The organism is Nocardioidaceae bacterium (genome assembly GCA_018672315.1).
GTDB lineage: Bacteria > Actinomycetota > Actinomycetes > Propionibacteriales > Nocardioidaceae > TYQ2.
Window position 1 is genome coordinate 1,125,188 of the sequence record CP076053.1, and the last position, 16,794, is coordinate 1,141,981.

9 protein-coding genes are annotated in these 16,794 nt (G+C 71.5%); all 9 read right to left on the bottom strand.

Going from position 1 to position 16,794, the window contains the following annotated elements:
* Positions 1-145 precede the first annotated feature (145 nt).
* The 9 genes from KLP28_05275 to KLP28_05315 all read right to left on the bottom strand — a co-directional run bounded on the left by KLP28_05275 (position 146) and on the right by KLP28_05315 (position 16,720).
* A complete protein-coding gene (locus tag KLP28_05275; protein ID QWC86819.1) occupies positions 146-2,866 on the bottom strand; it encodes an FAD-binding oxidoreductase in 2,721 nt (906 codons plus the stop codon).
* A gap of 110 nt (positions 2,867-2,976) precedes the next feature.
* Entirely contained in the window at positions 2,977-4,242 is a 1,266-nt protein-coding gene (locus KLP28_05280; protein QWC86128.1) for an iron-containing alcohol dehydrogenase, read from the bottom strand.
* A 70-nt stretch (positions 4,243-4,312) separates the two neighbouring features.
* Entirely contained in the window at positions 4,313-5,293 is a 981-nt protein-coding gene (locus tag KLP28_05285; GenBank protein QWC86129.1) for an NUDIX domain-containing protein, read from the bottom strand.
* Positions 5,294-5,303: 10 nt separating this feature from the next.
* Positions 5,304-6,077 (bottom strand): 1-acyl-sn-glycerol-3-phosphate acyltransferase, encoded by a 774-nt coding sequence (locus tag KLP28_05290; protein ID QWC86130.1) that lies wholly within the window; start codon positions 6,075-6,077, stop codon positions 5,304-5,306.
* Between the two features lie 13 nt (positions 6,078-6,090).
* Positions 6,091-7,362, bottom strand: coding sequence for a geranylgeranyl reductase family protein (locus KLP28_05295; GenBank protein QWC86131.1), 1,272 nt, complete (start codon positions 7,360-7,362; stop codon positions 6,091-6,093).
* Positions 7,363-7,745: 383 nt separating this feature from the next.
* The gene (locus tag KLP28_05300; protein ID QWC86132.1) at positions 7,746-11,615 is read right to left on the bottom strand and encodes a DNA-directed RNA polymerase subunit beta'; all 3,870 of its coding nucleotides are present in this window, start codon (positions 11,613-11,615) and stop codon (positions 7,746-7,748) included.
* Positions 11,616-11,724: 109 nt separating this feature from the next.
* Positions 11,725-15,180, bottom strand: coding sequence for a DNA-directed RNA polymerase subunit beta (rpoB, locus tag KLP28_05305; GenBank protein ID QWC86133.1), 3,456 nt, complete (start codon positions 15,178-15,180; stop codon positions 11,725-11,727).
* 245 nt (positions 15,181-15,425) lie between these two features.
* Entirely contained in the window at positions 15,426-16,253 is an 828-nt protein-coding gene (locus KLP28_05310) for a hypothetical protein (protein ID QWC86134.1), read from the bottom strand.
* Positions 16,250-16,720, bottom strand: coding sequence for a hypothetical protein (locus KLP28_05315; GenBank protein QWC86135.1), 471 nt, complete (start codon positions 16,718-16,720; stop codon positions 16,250-16,252). Before KLP28_05315 ends, KLP28_05310 begins: the two co-directional genes overlap by 4 nt.
* Between the last annotated feature and the right edge of the window lie 74 nt (positions 16,721-16,794).

Consider the following 16,794-nt stretch of genomic DNA (forward strand, 5'->3'; position numbering starts at 1 on the left):
CCGGGTGGCGCGGGATGACGCGGGCGGCTCCGTGGCGGTGTCGCACCGCGTGGCCCTTCTGGGCACGCAGAGAGCCTGGGTCACCCCAGGCACGAAGTCCGAGACTACCGGGGGCGTACGACAGGGTCAAAACGGCGTCGCCGCCTCACCGTGCGGCCGCCAGGAGCTCGGCGAGGTGCAGGGCCCGGACGTCGGCGAGGTCGTCGAGCTGGGTGCGGCAGGAGAAGCCGTCGGCGAGCACCACCGCACCGGGCGGAGCCTGGCGTACGGCGGGCAGCAGCTGCTGCTCGGCCACCGCGACCGACACCTCGTAGTGGCCCTCCTCGACCCCGAAGTTGCCCGCCAGGCCGCAGCACCCGCCGACCCTGACGACCTCGGCCCCGGTGCTCCGGAGCAGGGCCTCGTCCGCCTTCCACCCCAGCACGCTGTGGTGGTGGCAGTGCGGCTGCACCACCACGGTGGTGCCCGTGAGGTCGGGCGGGGTCCAGGCGGGCACGTCGGCGAGCAGCTCCGCGAGGGTCTTGACCCCGGCGGCCACCTCGGCGACGCGCGGGTCGTCGACCAGCTGCTCGGCCTCGGTCCGCAGCGTCGCCAGGCACGAGGGCTCGAGTCCGAGCACGGGCACGCCGGAGGCGACGTACGGGTGCAGCGTGGCGACCGCGTCGCCGACGATGCGGGCGGCCGCGTCGAGCTGGCCCGTGGAGATCCACGTCAACCCGCAGCAGGCGCGCTCGGGGATGACCCCGACCGTCAGACCGACCGACTCCAGCAACCGCACCGCGGCGACGCCCCCGTCGGGTGAGAAGTGGTCGGTGAAGGAGTCGGCCCACACCCACACGTCGGGGCGGGCGTCCGTGGGCAGACGCGGAGCCATCCGTCGCAGCGTCCAGGTCGCGAAGCGCGGCAGCGAGCGCCGCTGGTCCACGCCGGCGACCGTCCGCGCGGCCCGGGCCAGGGCCGGCACCTTCAGCGAGGCGTTGGCAAGCGGTGCGACCGGGGCCGTCAGCCGCGCCCACAGCGGGAGCCGCCCGAGCACGTAGTGGCTGCGGGGCCGGCGTCGTCCCTTGAAGCGCTGGTGCAACGCCTCGGCCTTGTACGCCGCCATGTCCACACCGGTCGGGCAGTCGCTGGCGCAGCCCTTGCACGACAGGCACAGGTCGAGCGCCTCGTGGACCTCCGGGGAGTCCCACCCGCCGTCGACGAGACGACCGTCGAGCATCTCCTGCAGCACCCGGGCTCGGCCACGCGTGGAGTCCCGCTCGTTGCGCGTGGCGTCGTAGGAGGGACACATGACCCCGGTGCCCTGGGTGACCGCGACGCACTTGCCGACGCCGGTGCAGCGGTGCGCGGCCCGGTCGATGGATCCACCGTCCTCGACCAGCCGCAGGCGGGTCCGCGGCAGTGCGGCCCGGTGGCCGCCCACCCTGATCGCGGCGTCGAGCGGATCGGGGTCGACGAGCACGCCGGGGTTGAGCAGGGCGTCGGGGTCCATCAGGTGCTTGACGCCACGGAACATGGCCATGGCGGTCTCGTCGTACATGCGGGGCAGCAGCTCCGAACGGGCGCGACCGTCGCCGTGCTCGCCGGAGAGGCTCCCGCCGTGGGAGGCGACGAGGTCGGCGGCCTCCTCCACGAAGCGTCGGTAGTCGCCACGCCCGCCGTCCTCGGCCAGCGGGAAGTCGATGCGTACGTGCACGCAGCCCTCGCCGAAGTGGCCGTAGGGCACCCCGCCCAGGCCGTGGGCGTCGAGCAGCGTGTCGAACTCGCGCAGGTAGGTGCCCAGCCGCGCCGGCGGCACCGCCGCGTCCTCCCAGCCGGCGTGGCACGGGCGGTCGAGCGACCGTGCGGCCAGCCCGGCCCCGTCCTCGCGGATCCGCCACAGCGCCGCCTGCTCGGCGACGTCGGAGACGACGCGGTGGGGCACGCCGGCGGTGGCGGCCACGGCCTGGGCCGCGGCGTGCGCGGCCTCGCGGGAGTCGCCGACCACCTCGGCGATCAGCCATCCTCCGCCGGGCGGCAGCTCGGGCACCGACGCCCCGGGCCGAGACCGGACCACGTCGACGATGCCCTGTCCGAGGCCTTCGCAGGCCACCAGGTCGTGCTGGAGGAGCGCGGGCACGGCGTCGGCGGCGTCGGCCATGTCGGCGTACCCGAGGACCGCGACCGCCCGCGCCACCGGCTCGCGCACGAGTGACATCGTCGCGTCGAGCACGACCGCCAACGTGCCCTCGGACCCGGCGATGAAGCGGTCGAGGCGGCGACCGTTCTCCGGCAGCAGCTGCTCGAGCGCGTACCCCGAGACCTGACGACCGAACTGGCCGAAGCGGGGCCGGATCTCGCCGAGCCGGTCACCGACGAAGGCGCCGAGGCGCTCGGCGAGGGCCTCGGCCTGCGCCCCCTGCGAGGCGAGGTCGCGGGAGGTGTCGACCACCGTCCCGTCAGCCAGCAGCAGCCGGGCGGAGACGATGTTGTCGCTCGTACGCCCGTAGCCGAGCGCCCGCGACCCGCAGGCGTTGTTGCCGATCATGCCGCCGATGGTGCAGCGGGTGTGCGTCGAGGGGTCGGGGCCGAAGCGCCACCCGTGCGGGCCCGCCGCACGCTGCAGGTCGGCGTGGACCAGGCCGGGCTGCACGCGTGCGTGGCCCGCCTCGGGGTCGAGCTCGAGCACCTGGGTCAGGTGGCTGCGCGTGTCGAGCACGATCCCCGGGCCCATGGCGTTGCCCGCGATGGACGTGCCGGCGCCACGCATCGTCAGCGGGGTGCCGGTCTCGCGTGCTGCCGCGAGCGTGGCCGCGACCTCCTCGGCGTCGCGGGGGCTCACCACCACCTGGGGCACGACGCGGTAGAGGCTCGCGTCGGTCGACATGAGGCCGCGCCGCAGCGTGGAGTCGTCGACCTCGCGGACGCCGTGACGTCGCAGGGCGGCGACGACGTCGGCCCGAGCCGCCCCGGGGGGTGTCTGCTCGACGGTGCTCGTCACCAGATCTCCAGCGAGGCCGTCAGAATGGCCGCCGCGTCCTCGGCGGTGACCTCGCGCGGCGCCGTCGCGAGCAGGCGCTGCTGCTTGAGGGTCCCCTCGACGAGCGCGTCGACGTCACCCTCGGCGTACCCCACCTCGCCGAGACCGTTGGGGATGCCGATGTCGCGCATCAGGTCGGCGAGCACCCTCGGGAGGGTGTCGGCGTCGCGGCCGTGGTCGTGGCCGGGCGCCAGCAGCTCGGCGGCCTGCAGGTGCCGTTGCGGGTCGGAGTCGAAGGTGAACCGGAATGCCTCGGGTGCGGTCAGGGAGACCGCCATGCCGTGGGGCACCATCGCGTGGTCGGCGTCGTAGCCCGCCGGTCGGAAGTCACGCACCTGGCCCGCGACGGGGTAGGCGTTGGCGTGGGGGATGTGGACGCCGGCGTTGCCGAACCCGAGCCCCGCGAACGTGGCGGCCAGCGCCATCTGCTCGCGGGCCTGCGCGTCCTCGCCGTGGGCGACGGCGGTGCGGAAGGAGCCGGCCAGCAGCGTCATCGCACGCTCGGACCACAGGTCCGCCACGGGGTTGGAGCCGCAGTAGGGCACACGCTGCTCGGGCCGCTTGCGCTCGTAGCTCGTGTAGGGCCGGGCGGTCCACGACTCCAGCGCGTGGCAGAGGATGTCCATGCCTGCAGCTGCGGTCACGCCCGCCGGCTGCGTCATGGTCAGGTCAGGGTCCACGACCGCGAGCACCGGCCGCAGCCGGGCGTGGCTGATGCCGGACTTCACGTGCTGCTCGAGCACGTCGAGCACGCAGATGGTGGTCGACTCTGAGCCGGTCCCGGTCGTCGTCGGCACCGCGACGAGGGGGTGCAGCACGTTGACGGGGTTCCGGCCGCCGCCCACGGGGGCGTTGACGTAGTCGATCAGCTCACCCGGGTTGGTCAGCAGCAGGTTGACGGCCTTGGCCGTGTCGATGCACGACCCACCACCCACGGCGACGAAGCCGTCGAAGGGACCGTGCTCGCGGGCCCAGGAGATCGCCGCCTCGAGGCTCACGTCGGTCGGCTCGACCTGGACGCGGTCGAAGACGGCGACCTCGACGCCGGCCGCACGGATCTGGTCCGCGATGCGCTCGGGGTGCCCGGTCGCCGCGACCCCGGCGTCGGTGACCAGCAGCGCGCGCGAGACGCCGAGCTCGCCGAGGTCGTGTCCGACCTCGTCCGAGGCACCGGGCCCGAACTTGAGGGAGGGAGCGCCATAGGTGAAGACCGACTCAGCCATGTGGGCAGCCTAGTTCGGCCGCGGTCGGCAGCGGTCGGCAGCGGTCGGCAGCGGTCGGCAGCCCCGTCGCTCAGTCCTTGACGACGGCGGTGACGAGCTCGGTGGTGGGCAGCTCGCCACGACGGAGCCGTGCGACGTCCACCCACGCCGCCTCCACGACCTCGTCCTCGCTGCCGGGACGCAGGTCCGCGCCGGGCGACACGCGGGCGGCGAAGACGAGCTGGACGCCGTGAAAGTCCTCGAACCTGCCGTCGGGGGCCGTGCCGGTCACGTGGTGGTCGCGCACCTCACGGAGCTCCCCGACCTCGACGCCGACACCGCACTCCTCGGCGACCTCGCGGCGTACGGCGTCCACGGGATTCTCCCCGTGCTCGATGCCGCCCCCGGGCAGCGTCCACAGACCGCCGCCATGGCGGATCGACTCACCGATGCGGGCCAGCAGCACCTGCGTCGCCCCCGCGTGCTCACGGGTCGCCAGCGCGTACGCCGAGAGCCGCTGCTTGCGCACGGGCCGGTGCTCCGCGACCGCCTCACGCACCCACGCCACCAACGTCACCGCGCCGGAGTCGATGTCGTCCCACGGGACCCAGCGGGCCTCGACCGTGGACCCGTCGACCTCGACCGTGCGGGGCGTCGGGGCGTCGAGCGGCACCCAGGCGTCGTACACGAGCCGCACGCTGTGCTGGTCGACCAACCCGTCGAGCACCGTGCCCGACCCCGTGTACACGCGCGCCGTCTCACCCACGACCGCCGACAGGCCGGTCTCCTCGACCATCTCGCGGGCCACGGTCTCGCGGGGGTGCTCGCCGAACTCCACACCGCCACCGGGCAGCGTCCAGCGCGGCTGGGGGCTGACGCGCTTCGCGAGCCGCACCAGCAGGATGGCCCCGGGACGGCAGATCACGGCGTACGCCGCCAGGCGCTGCCGCCGACGACGACCGCCCTCGGAGGACTCGTGCGCGGCGGCCGCGGGCGGTGCCTGACCGGTGCCGCGGTCGGGTCGTGGGCCGGGCTCGGGCGGACGCGGCGGCGGGTGCGGTACGGCGTCCATGCGTCCCACTCTAGGAGCCGCGCGGTCGCCAGACGGGTTCGCGAGCGCTCGCCGGGGCTGGATTGCGTCGCCTCCCCGCCCGCGTGTCGTACGCGTGTCCGCCCAGGTGGCGGGGATGCCACCACGCGTACGTCCCGTCGCCCGGCGCGTGCTCGGGGCGCCGCTGCACGTCGTCGAGCATCCCCTGCAGACGCGTGCCGAGACGGCCCGTGAGGGCGTCCACGGTCTCGTGCTCGGAGGGTGTCAGCGGGGCTCCGACGAGCACGTCGACCAGCCGGCCGCGACGCGCCGCGACGTGGTCGACGGTGGCGAGGCGCTGGGTGCCCCACACGACCACCGGGAGCAGCGGGGCTCCCGTGGTCACCGCCAGCGCCGCCGGGCCCGGCATCAGGTCACGCACCGTGAGGCTCGGGCTCAGCCCGGCCTCGGGGAAGGCCCCCACGACCTCCCCCGCCTCCAGGGCGTCGCGGGCACGGAGCAGCGCGTACGCCCCGACCTCGCGGTGCACCGGCACGTGTCCCATGGCGTCCATGGCACGTGCGAGCGCCGGGTGGACGTCCCAGATGTCGCCGCGGCACAGGAACCGCACGAAGCGACCTCGGGTCCGGGCGGCGTACTCCACCAGCAGGAAGTCGAGGTAGGAGACGTGGTTGCCGGCCAGCACGGCGGGTCCGGTCGTGGGCACGTGCTCGGTGCCGTGCAACCGGACGCGGACGCCGAAAGCGGCGAGGCCGGCCAGACCGAGGCGGTTGGCGGCGCGGTAGGTCAGCTCGGAGGCGGGCACGGTCCGTGCCGGCTCAGCTGAAGGGCGGGCGGGTGTCCAGGGCGACGGAACGCCGGCCCGCCCAACGCCACACGCGAGCGGCCCGGTCCTTGTCGTGCTCGGTGACGAGGTTGCCCATCCACCGCAGCGCGAGCGTCATCAGCCAGGTCGAGCGCATGCCGGCAGGGCCGAGGGTCGGGAGCAACCCGGGCACCGTCGTGAGCCCGGCGAGGCGGCGGGCGACGGAGAACGCCTCGCCGTACTCGCGGCGCAGGGTCTCGGGCCAGACACGCTGCAGCTCGATGCCTTCGACGAGCAGGTCCGCGACGAGGCGGCCGGTCTCCAGCCCGTAGTCGATGCCCTCGCCGTTCAGCGGGTTGACGCAGCCGGCGGCGTCGCCGACGAGCGCCCAGTTCGGGCCGGCGACACCGGAGACCGCGCCTCCCATCGGCAGCAGGGCCGAGGTGGGGGCGCGCATGTCCCCGACCAGGCCGAAGCCCGCCCGGCGCTCGTCGAGGTAGTGCTGCATGAGGGGGCGCAGCGCGATGTCGGCGGGGCGTCTGGCCGTCGCGAGCGTCCCGACGCCGAGGTTCACCTGTCCCTTGCCGAGCGGGAAGATCCAGCCGTAGCCGGACAGGATCTCGCCGTCGACGTCGCGCAGCTCGAGGTGGGAGGAGATCCACGGGTCGTCGGCGTGCGTGTCGGTGTCGACGTAGCAGCGCCCGGCCACGCCGTAGACGGTGTCGCGGTGCCATTCCCGGCCCAGGGCCTTGCCCAGCGGCGACCGGACCCCGTCGGCGACGACGAGCCGGTCGCAGGCGATCTCGAACGTCTCGGTGGTGCGGTCGCGGCCCCGGCCGGTGCGGCGCTCGAAGACGACGGCGCGTACGCGTCCGCCCTCGGTCCGGGCGTCGACGGCGCGGGCCTGCTCGACCATCGTGGCGCCGTCGGCCACGGCGACCTCCCGGATGCGGTCGTCGAGCTCGGTGCGGGGCACGGCGGAGCCGGTCTCGGGGAGTGTGCCCCCGGGCCAGGGGAGGTGGAGCACCTGCCCGAACCCGTGGGCGCGGAGCCCCTGGTTGACGGGGTGCTCGGCGAGCCAGTCCCCCAGGCCGAGGCGGCGCAGCTCGTGCACCGCCCGCGGGGTCAGGCCGTCACCGCAGGTCTTGTCGCGCGGGAAGGTCGCGGCGTCGGCGAGCACCACGTCGAGGCCCGCTCGCGCGGCCCACGCAGCTGCAGCCGACCCGGCAGGACCGGCCCCGACGACGAGGACGTCGGTCTTCGCAGGGACCTCAGCAGCGCTCACGCCCCCATTCTGGCCGATGGACGGTCACGCGCGGTCACTGCCCGCGAGGCCCGCACGGAGGGGGCCGCGCCCCCGGACACCCGTCCTCCCCGGAGCCCCTCCGTCGCTGCGGCGGCGCGTCGCGGCCACAGCGACAGCAGGGGTCACGACCGACGGGCCGCGCCGCGGCCAAGCCGCTTGACGCTCCTCGAGGGGCCCCGGTCCAGCCGCGCGCCCGGCGCCGCGACCACGGGGTCCGGGGGCGCCCTCGCCTGGACGTAGGAGCACGTGAGCCCGCCGGGGCGACCTGGAGGTCGCCCCGGCGGGCTCACGCGCGCACGGAGGAAGGCGAGGGATCAGAGCCCCCGGACAGTCGGGACGGAGTCCCGACCATCAGCACAGCCTCAGTTCTGGAACGACCCGAAGTCGAAGTCGTCCATCGCCACGGACCCGGACCCGCTGAAGTCGTAGTCGTAGTCGTACCCGGTGACCGCGTAGGCGTTGCTGCGGGCCTCCTCGGTCGGCTCGACCTTGACGTTGCGGTAGCGCTCCAGGCCGGTTCCGGCCGGGATGAGCTTTCCGATGATCACGTTCTCCTTCAGACCCATCAGGGAGTCCGACTTGGCGTGGATCGCCGCGTCGGTGAGCACGCGGGTCGTCTCCTGGAAGGAGGCGGCCGAGAGCCAGGAGTCCGTGGCCAGGGAGGCCTTGGTGATGCCCATCAGCACGGGGCGACCCGAGGCGGGGGTGCCGCCCTCGGAGACCACGCGGCGGTTCTCGGTCTCGTAGACGACGCGGTCCACGAGGTCCGAGGGGAGCAGCTTGGTGTCGCCGGACTCGATGACCGTCACGCGACGAAGCATCTGCCGCACGATGATCTCGATGTGCTTGTCGTGGATCGCCACGCCCTGGCTGCGGTAGACCTGCTGGACCTCGGAGACCAGGTGCTCCTGGGCCCGTCGGACACCGAGGACGCGGAGCACGTCCTGCGGGTCCGGGGTGCCCTGGGTGAGCTGCTGGCCGACCTCGACCCGTCCACCGTCCTCGACCAGCAGGCGCGAGCGCTTGCTGACGGGGAACTCCTGCGGCTCCGATCCGTCGTCGGGGGTGACGATGATCTTGCGTGCCTTGTCGCCGTCCTCGATCTCCACCCGACCGGCGGACTCGGAGATCGGCGAGCGTCCCTTGGGCTGGCGGGCCTCGAAGAGCTCGACCACACGGGGCAGACCCTGCGTGATGTCGTCCGCGGAGGCCACACCGCCGGTGTGGAACGTACGCATCGTGAGCTGCGTGCCGGGCTCACCGATCGACTGGGCCGCGATGATGCCGACGGCCTCGCCGATGTCGACGAGCTTGCCGGTGGCCAGCGAGCGGCCGTAGCACTTGGCGCACGTGCCGGTCTTGGCGTCGCAGGTCAGCACGGAGCGCACCTTGACGGTCTCGATGCCGGCGGCGACGAGCTCGTCGATCTTCACGTCGCCGAGGTCCTCCCCCGGGGCGGCGAGGGTCTCGCCGGACTCGGGGTGGGTGATCTCGCCGGCGGCGGTGCGGGCGTACGCCGCGGTCTCGGCGTTGTCGTCCTTGCGGACGACGCCGTCCTCACCCTTGACGCCGATGCGCTTGGGCAGACCACGCTCGGTGCCGCAGTCGTCCTCACGGATGATGACGTCCTGGGACACGTCGACGAGTCGACGCGTCAGGTAGCCCGAGTCGGCCGTACGCAGGGCGGTGTCGGCGAGACCCTTGCGCGCACCGTGGGTGGCGATGAAGTACTCCAGGACCGAGAGGCCCTCGCGGAAGTTCGCCTTGATGGGACGCGGGATGATGTCGCCCTTCGGGTTGGCCACGAGGCCACGCATGGCCGCGATCTGCCGCACCTGCATCATGTTCCCTCGGGCGCCCGAGGTCACCATCATGGCGATCGGGTTGTCCTTGTCCAGGTTCGCTGCCATCGCGGCGGCGACGTCGTTGGAGGCCTGGGTCCAGATCTCGATGAGGTCCTGACGACGCTCGTCGTCGGTGATGAGGCCTCGCTCGTACTGCTGCTGGACCTTCGCCGCCCGGGTCTCGAACGAGGCGAGCACCTCGTACTTGTTCTCCGGTGTGGTGACGTCCTCGATCGAGACCGTGACGCCGGAGCGGGTGGCCCAGCCGAAGCCGGTGTCCTTCAGGGCGTCCAGAGACGCGGCGACCTCGACCTTGCCGTACCGCTCCGCGAGGTCGTTGACGATGACGCCCAGCTGCTTCTTGCCGACCTCGAAGTCGACGAACGGGTAGTCCGCCGGCAGGGCCTCGTTGAACAGGGCGCGACCCAGCGTGGTCTGCACGATCAGCGGCCGACCGACCTCCCAGCCCTCGGGCGTGGCCATGTCGGCGCGCGGCACCACCTGGTCGAGGCGGATGGAGACCTTGGACTGAAGCGAGATCTCGCCGCGGTCGAAGGCCATGATCGCCTCGGCCGTCGACCCGAAGGAGCGGCCCTCACCGGGCTGCCCGTCGCGGTCGAGGGTGAGGAAGTAGATGCCGATGATCATGTCCTGCGTCGGCATCGTGACCGGACGGCCGTCGGACGGCTTCAGGATGTTGTTCGTCGACAGCATCAGGATGCGCGCCTCGGCCTGGGCCTCCGCGGACAGCGGCAGGTGCACCGCCATCTGGTCGCCGTCGAAGTCGGCGTTGAACGCCGAGCAGACGAGCGGGTGGATCTGGATGGCCTTGCCCTCGATCAGCTGCGGCTCGAAGGCCTGGATGCCGAGGCGGTGGAGCGTGGGTGCGCGGTTGAGCAGCACCGGGTGCTCCGCGATGACCTCTTCGAGTACGTCCCACACCACGGGGCGGGCACGCTCGACCATGCGCTTGGCGGACTTGATGTTCTGCGCGTGGGAGAGGTCCACGAGCCGCTTCATGACGAACGGCTTGAACAGCTCGAGCGCCATCTGCTTGGGCAGACCGCACTGGTGCAGCTTCAGCTGCGGACCGACCACGATGACCGAACGGCCCGAGTAGTCGACGCGCTTGCCGAGCAGGTTCTGGCGGAAACGACCCTGCTTGCCCTTGAGCATGTCGGACAGCGACTTCAGCGGCCGGTTGCCCGGCCCGGTGACGGGACGACCGCGGCGGCCGTTGTCGAACAGCGAGTCGACGGCCTCCTGGAGCATCCGCTTCTCGTTGTTGACGATGATCTCGGGCGCACCGAGGTCGAGCAGCCGCTTGAGGCGGTTGTTGCGGTTGATGACGCGGCGGTACAGGTCGTTGAGGTCGGAGGTCGCGAAGCGGCCACCGTCCAGCTGCACCATGGGACGCAGGTCCGGGGGGATGACGGGGACGGCGTCGAGCACCATGCCGCGCGGGCTGTTGCCGGTCTTGCGGAAGGCGTCGACGACCTTGAGGCGCTTGAGCGCGCGGACCTTCTTCTGGCCCTTGCCGTTGGCGATGGTGTCGCGCAGCGACTCCACCTCGGCCTCGATATCGAAGGTCTCCAGGCGCTTCTGGATCGCCGCGGCGCCCATGTGGCCCTCGAAGTACTTGCCGAACCACGCGGTCATCTCGCGGTAGAGCATCTCGTCGCCCTCGAGGTCCTGGACCTTGAGGTTCTTGAAGCGGTTCCACACCTCGTCGAGACGGTCGATCTCGCGCTGCCCGCGGTCACGGATCTGCTTGAGCTCACGCTCGGCGGCGTCCTTGACCTTGCGCTTGGCGTCGGACTTGGCGCCCTCGGCCTCGAGCTCGGCCAGGTCGGCCTCGAGCTTCTCCTGGCGGGTGTTCAGGGCGTTGTCGCGACGCTTCTCGAGCCGCTCGCGCTCCATGCCGACCTTGCCCTCGAGCGAGGCCAGGTCGCGGTGACGGGCGTCCTCGTCGACGTGCGTGATCATGTACGCCGCGAAGTAGATGACCTTCTCGAGGTCCTTCGGGGCCAGGTCGAGCAGGTAGCCGAGCCGGCTCGGGACACCCTTGAAGTACCAGATGTGGGTCACCGGTGCGGCGAGCTCGATGTGGCCCATGCGCTCGCGGCGCACCTTGGAACGGGTCACCTCGACGCCGCAGCGCTCGCAGATGATGCCCTTGAAGCGCACGCGCTTGTACTTGCCGCAGTAGCACTCCCAGTCCCGGGTGGGACCGAAGATCTTCTCGCAGAAGAGGCCGTCACGCTCGGGCTTGAGCGTGCGGTAGTTGATGGTCTCGGGCTTCTTGACCTCGCCCTTGGACCACGTACGGATGTCGTCGGCCGTGGCCAGGCCGATCTTGAGCTGATCGAAGAAGTTCACGTCGAGCACGGTGGCTGCAACCCTTCGTTAGGTCCTGCTGTGTGAAAAGTGAGGGTGGGGGTGGTCCCCCGCGGGGTGGTGCCGGGCCGGCGACGCCCTGGGCCGCCGGCCGCGGACCTCACACCTCTTCGACGCTGCTGGGCTCGCGGCGCGACAGGTCGATGCCGAGCTCCTCGGCGGCACGGAAGACGTCCTCCTCCGCGTCGCGCATCTCGATCGCGGTGCCGTCGGTGGACAGCACCTCGACGTTGAGGCAGAGCGACTGCATCTCCTTGACGAGCACCTTGAACGACTCAGGGATGCCCGAGTCGGGGATGTTCTCGCCCTTCACCACGGCCTCGTAGACCTTCACGCGGCCCGGCACGTCGTCGGACTTGATGGTCAGCAGCTCCTGCAGGGCGTACGCGGCGCCGTACGCCTCCATCGCCCAGACCTCCATCTCACCGAAGCGCTGGCCACCGAACTGGGCCTTACCGCCGAGCGGCTGCTGGGTGATCATCGAGTACGGGCCCGTGGACCGCGCGTGGATCTTGTCGTCGATGAGGTGGTGGAGCTTCAGGATGTACATGTAGCCCACCGACACCGGGTCGGGGAACGGCTCGCCGGAGCGACCGTCCATCAGCATCGCCTTGCCGTTGCCCTTGACCATGCGGTTGCCGTCACGGTTGGGCAGGGTCGAGGCCAGCAGACCGGTGATCTCGTCCTCGCGCGCACCGTCGAAGACCGGGGTCGCGACGTTGGAGTCCGGCTCGGAGGAGTTCGCGGCGATCGAGATGAGGCGCTGCTTCCAGTCCTCGTCGTCGCCCTCGACCTCCCAGCCGGTCTTCGCCAGCCAGCCGAGGTGGATCTCGAGGATCTGGCCGATGTTCATGCGACCGGGGACGCCGAGCGGGTTGAGCACGACGTCGACCGGCGTGCCGTCCTCGAGGAACGGCATGTCCTCGACCGGCAGGATCTTGGAGATGACGCCCTTGTTGCCGTGGCGCCCGGCGAGCTTGTCGCCGACCGAGATCTTGCGCTTCTGCGCGACGTAGACGCGCACCAGCTGGTTGACGCCCGGGGGCAGCTCGTCGCCGTCCTCGCGGTCGAAGACACGGACGCCGATGACGGTGCCGGACTCGCCGTGCGGGACCTTCATCGAGGTGTCGCGCACCTCGCGCGCCTTCTCACCGAAGATCGCGCGGAGGAGGCGCTCCTCCGGCGTCAGCTCGGTCTCACCCTTCGGCGTCACCTTGCCGACCAGGATGTCGCCCGTGGTGACCTCGGCGCCGATGCGGATGATGCCGCGCTCGTCGAGGTCGGCCAGGGTCTCCTCGCCGACGTTGGGGATGTCGCGGGTGATCTCCTCGGGGCCGAGCTTGGTGTCGCGGGCGTCGACCTCGTGCTCCTCGATGTGGATCGAGGTGAGCACGTCCTCCTGCACGAGGCGCTGGGACAGGATGATCGCGTCCTCGTAGTTGTGGCCGTGCCACGGCATGAAGGCCACGAGGAGGTTCGTGCCGAGCGCCATCTCGCCCTCGTCGGTGCAGGGACCGTCCGCGATCGGCGAGCCGACCTCGAGACGGTCGCCCTCGGAGACGAGCGGGCGCTGGTTGATGCAGGTGCCCTGGTTGGACCGCACGAACTTCGACATCTTGTACGTCTGGTACGTGCCGTCGTCGCCCATGACCTCCACGGCCTCGGCCGTGACGGACTGGACGACACCGGCGGCCTCGGCGGTCACGACGTCACCGGCGTCGACGGCGGCGCGGTACTCCATGCCCGTGCCGACCAGCGGCGCGTCGCTGCGGATGAGCGGCACGGCCTGACGCTGCATGTTGGCGCCCATGAGCGCGCGGTTGGCGTCGTCGTGCTCGAGGAACGGGATCAGGGCCGTCGCGACCGACACCATCTGGCGCGGGGAGACGTCCATGTAGTCGACCTCGCCCTGCGGGATGTCGGTCGTCTCGCCGCCGCGGGTGCGGACCAGCACGCGCTCGTCGGCGAAGGTGTTCTCCTCGGTCAGGCGCGCGTTGGCCTGAGCGATGACGAACCGGTCCTCCTCGTCGGCGGTGAGGTGGTCGATCTTGTCGGTGACCCGACCCTCCTCCACCTTGCGGTAGGGGGTCTCGACGAAGCCGAAGGGGTTGATGCGCCCGTACGTCGCGAGCGAGCCGATCAGGCCGATGTTGGGGCCCTCGGGCGTCTCGATCGGGCACATGCGGCCGTAGTGCGAGGTGTGCACGTCGCGCACCTCGAAGCCGGCGCGGTCACGGGAGAGACCACCCGGGCCCAGCGCGGAGAGGCGACGCTTGTGCGTCAGCCCGGCGATGGGGTTGGTCTGGTCCATGAACTGGCTCAGCTGGCTGGTGCCGAAGAACTCCTTCAGCGCCGCGACCACCGGGCGGATGTTGATCAGCGACTGGGGCGTGATCGCCTCGACGTCCTGGGTCGTCATGCGCTCGCGCACCACGCGCTCCATGCGGGCCAGGCCGGTGCGGAGCTGGTTCTGGATGAGCTCGCCGACCGTACGCATGCGACGGTTGCCGAAGTGGTCGATGTCGTCGGCCGCGACCTCCATCGCTCCGCCCGGCATCTCCAGGCCGGTCTCGCCGGCGTGCAGGGCGACGATGTACTTGATCGTGGCGACGATGTCGTCGACGGTCAGCGTCTGCTGGTCGAACGCCTGGGCGGTGCCCAGCTTCTTGTTGATCTTGTAGCGGCCGACCTTCGCGAGGTCGTAGCGCTTGGGGTTGAAGTAGTAGTTGTCGAGCAGCGTCTGCGCCGCCTCGCGCGTCGGCGGTTCGCCGGGACGCAGCTTGCGGTAGATGTCGAGGAGGGCGTCGTCCTGGCCCTGGGTGTTGTCCTTCTCCAGGGTGGCGCGGATCGAGTCGTACTGGCCGAGCTCCTCGAGGATCTGCTCGTTGGTCCAGCCGAGCGCCTTCAGCAGCACGGTGACGTTCTGCTTGCGCTTGCGGTCGAGGCGTACGCCCACCAGGTCGCGCTTGTCGACCTCGAGCTCGAGCCACGCACCGCGGCTCGGGATGACCTTCGCGGTGAAGATGTCCTTGTCGGAGGTCTTGTCGACGCTGCGCTCGAAGTAGACGCCCGGGGAACGGACGAGCTGCGAGACGACCACGCGCTCGGTGCCGTTGATGACGAACGTGCCCTTGTTGGTCATCAGGGGGAAGTCGCCCATGAAGACCGTCTGGCCCTTGATCTCGCCGGTCTCGTTGTTGGTGAACTCGGCGGAGACGTACAGCGGCGCGGAGTAGGTGAAGTCCTTCTCCTTGCACTCCTCCACGGAGTACTTCGACTCGAGGAACGTCGGGTCGTTGAACGACAGCGACATGGTGCCGTTGAAGTCCTCGATCGGGGAGATCTCCTCGAAGATCTCCTGTAGACCGGACTTGGGGCTGACGTCCTCACCCGCGTCGACGCGCTGCTGGACCTGCTCGTCCCAGGCCTCGTTGCCGATCAACCAGTCGAAGCTGGTCGTCTGCAGGTCGAGGAGCTGCGGGACCTCGAGGGGCTCGCTGATCTTCGCGAAGGAGAGTCGGGTGGTGTTCTGGGCGTTGAGACGCGACGCGGCCAAGAGAAACCTTCCAGAGGAATGCTCGAGAGGCGCCGACCCACCACAGTCCCGTCACCTGACAGACAGGAGAGCATTTGAGGGAGGGCGCAAAGACACAACCTAACGCACGAGCGCAGCATAAATCAACGCCGCAGAAGCTCGTCCTCGCTCAAGGATGCGTGCGGGGCGGGTCCGCGTCAAGCACCCTGCCCCGGCCCGCCGTGTCCACACCCCTCACGACGCGGCGTTCGACGGCGCCGCGGGGCCTACAGGTTGTCCAGCGTCACGATGTCGTCGATCAGCCAGCGTCCGTCGCGCTGCACCATGTCGAAGCGCACACGGTTGGCGACGGGCAGCTCCTCCTCGCCGGCGACGGTGCGGGTCTGGTCGACGAACAGCAGCACGGACGCCTCCTGCGGGGCGCCGTCCTCGAGCGGTGTGATGGCGACGATGCCCGCCGCGTACGCCTGGGCCGCCACCCGCACCTCCTGCTCGACGGCCGACTCCTCCAGCTGCTGGAACTGCGCGTCGTACTCGCGGCGGTAGGCGGGCGTCAGCCACTGGCGGGCCGCCTGTGCATCGGCGTCGAGCTGCTCGTAGTCGTAGCCGAGCACCGCCTCGGCCGCCTGCGTCGCGGTGGCGGGCACGACCTCCCAGGCTTCCTCGAGCGCCTGCGCGTCCTCCGCCTGCTGCCCGAGCAGCACCGCGAGGACCAGCGCCACCGTCGCAGCGACACTGAGCGCCACCAGCAGCACCAGCCCGGCGCCCGTGCCGAGGAGACGGCGCCTGGGACGGCGCGCGGCCTGCTTCCCCGACGGCTCCGTGGCCGGGTCCTGCGCCGCGGCTGCCGCGGCCGTCTCTGCCGCCTCGCGCGCCTCGAGCTCGCGGTCGAGCGTCGCGCGGCGCGTCGGGTCGAGCAGCGTCTCGGCCGCAGCGTTCAGCTCGACCAGGGTGGCGCTGTCCTTCGAGGGGTCCAGGGCCGTGACGCGGGAGGACCAGGCCGCCCGGACCTCCTCGGGCGTCGCGGAGCGCGGCACGTCCAGCACGTCGTACGCGTCCCGGGTCGGCTCCGCGGCGTTGGCGCGCCTCCTCACGAGACCACCCCGCCGGGGCCGACGCGACGGTAGTCGTTGACGCGCCACTCGCCGTCGACCTCGAACAGGTCCACCTCCCAGCGCAGGGCGCCGAGCAGCGGTGAGCCGACGACCTCCACCGAGGTGTCGGCGACGACGAGCACCGTTGCGGAGTCCGCGTCACCGGTCACCACCGCGGTGCCGGTGACCTGTGCCTCGGAGGTCACCACGGCGTCCTCCTGCTGGTACGCCTCGAGCTCGGCCACCCGGCCGCGCCACTCCTGGGCGTAGGAGGTGGTCAGCAGCGGGACCACCGAGGCCTCGTACGCCTGGGACCGGTCGCTGGAGAAGTTGTTGGCCCGGCGGACGAACTGGGTGGCGACCTGCGAGGACGCCTCCCGACCCGCGGCGATCTCCTCGACCTGCGAGACGGTGCGGAACGACAGCACCGCGACGGTCGCTCCGACGACCAGGGCGACGGCGACCACCCCGAACGCCAGGATCCAGGGCCAGCGCGCAACACGGGGACCTCGGTCGGTCTCCGGCGTCGTCGGGCTGGTCC

What these genes read in the sequence shown, in the direction of transcription:
- KLP28_05275 (QWC86819.1), bottom strand. Translation starts at nt 2,866, where the DNA reads ATGTCGACCGACGCGAGCCTCTACCGCGTCGTGCCCCAGGTGGTGGTG.
- KLP28_05280 (QWC86128.1), bottom strand. Translation starts at nt 4,242, where the DNA reads ATGGCTGAGTCGGTCTTCACCTATGGCGCTCCCTCCCTCAAGTTCGGG.
- KLP28_05285 (QWC86129.1), bottom strand. Translation starts at nt 5,293, where the DNA reads ATGGACGCCGTACCGCACCCGCCGCCGCGTCCGCCCGAGCCCGGCCCA.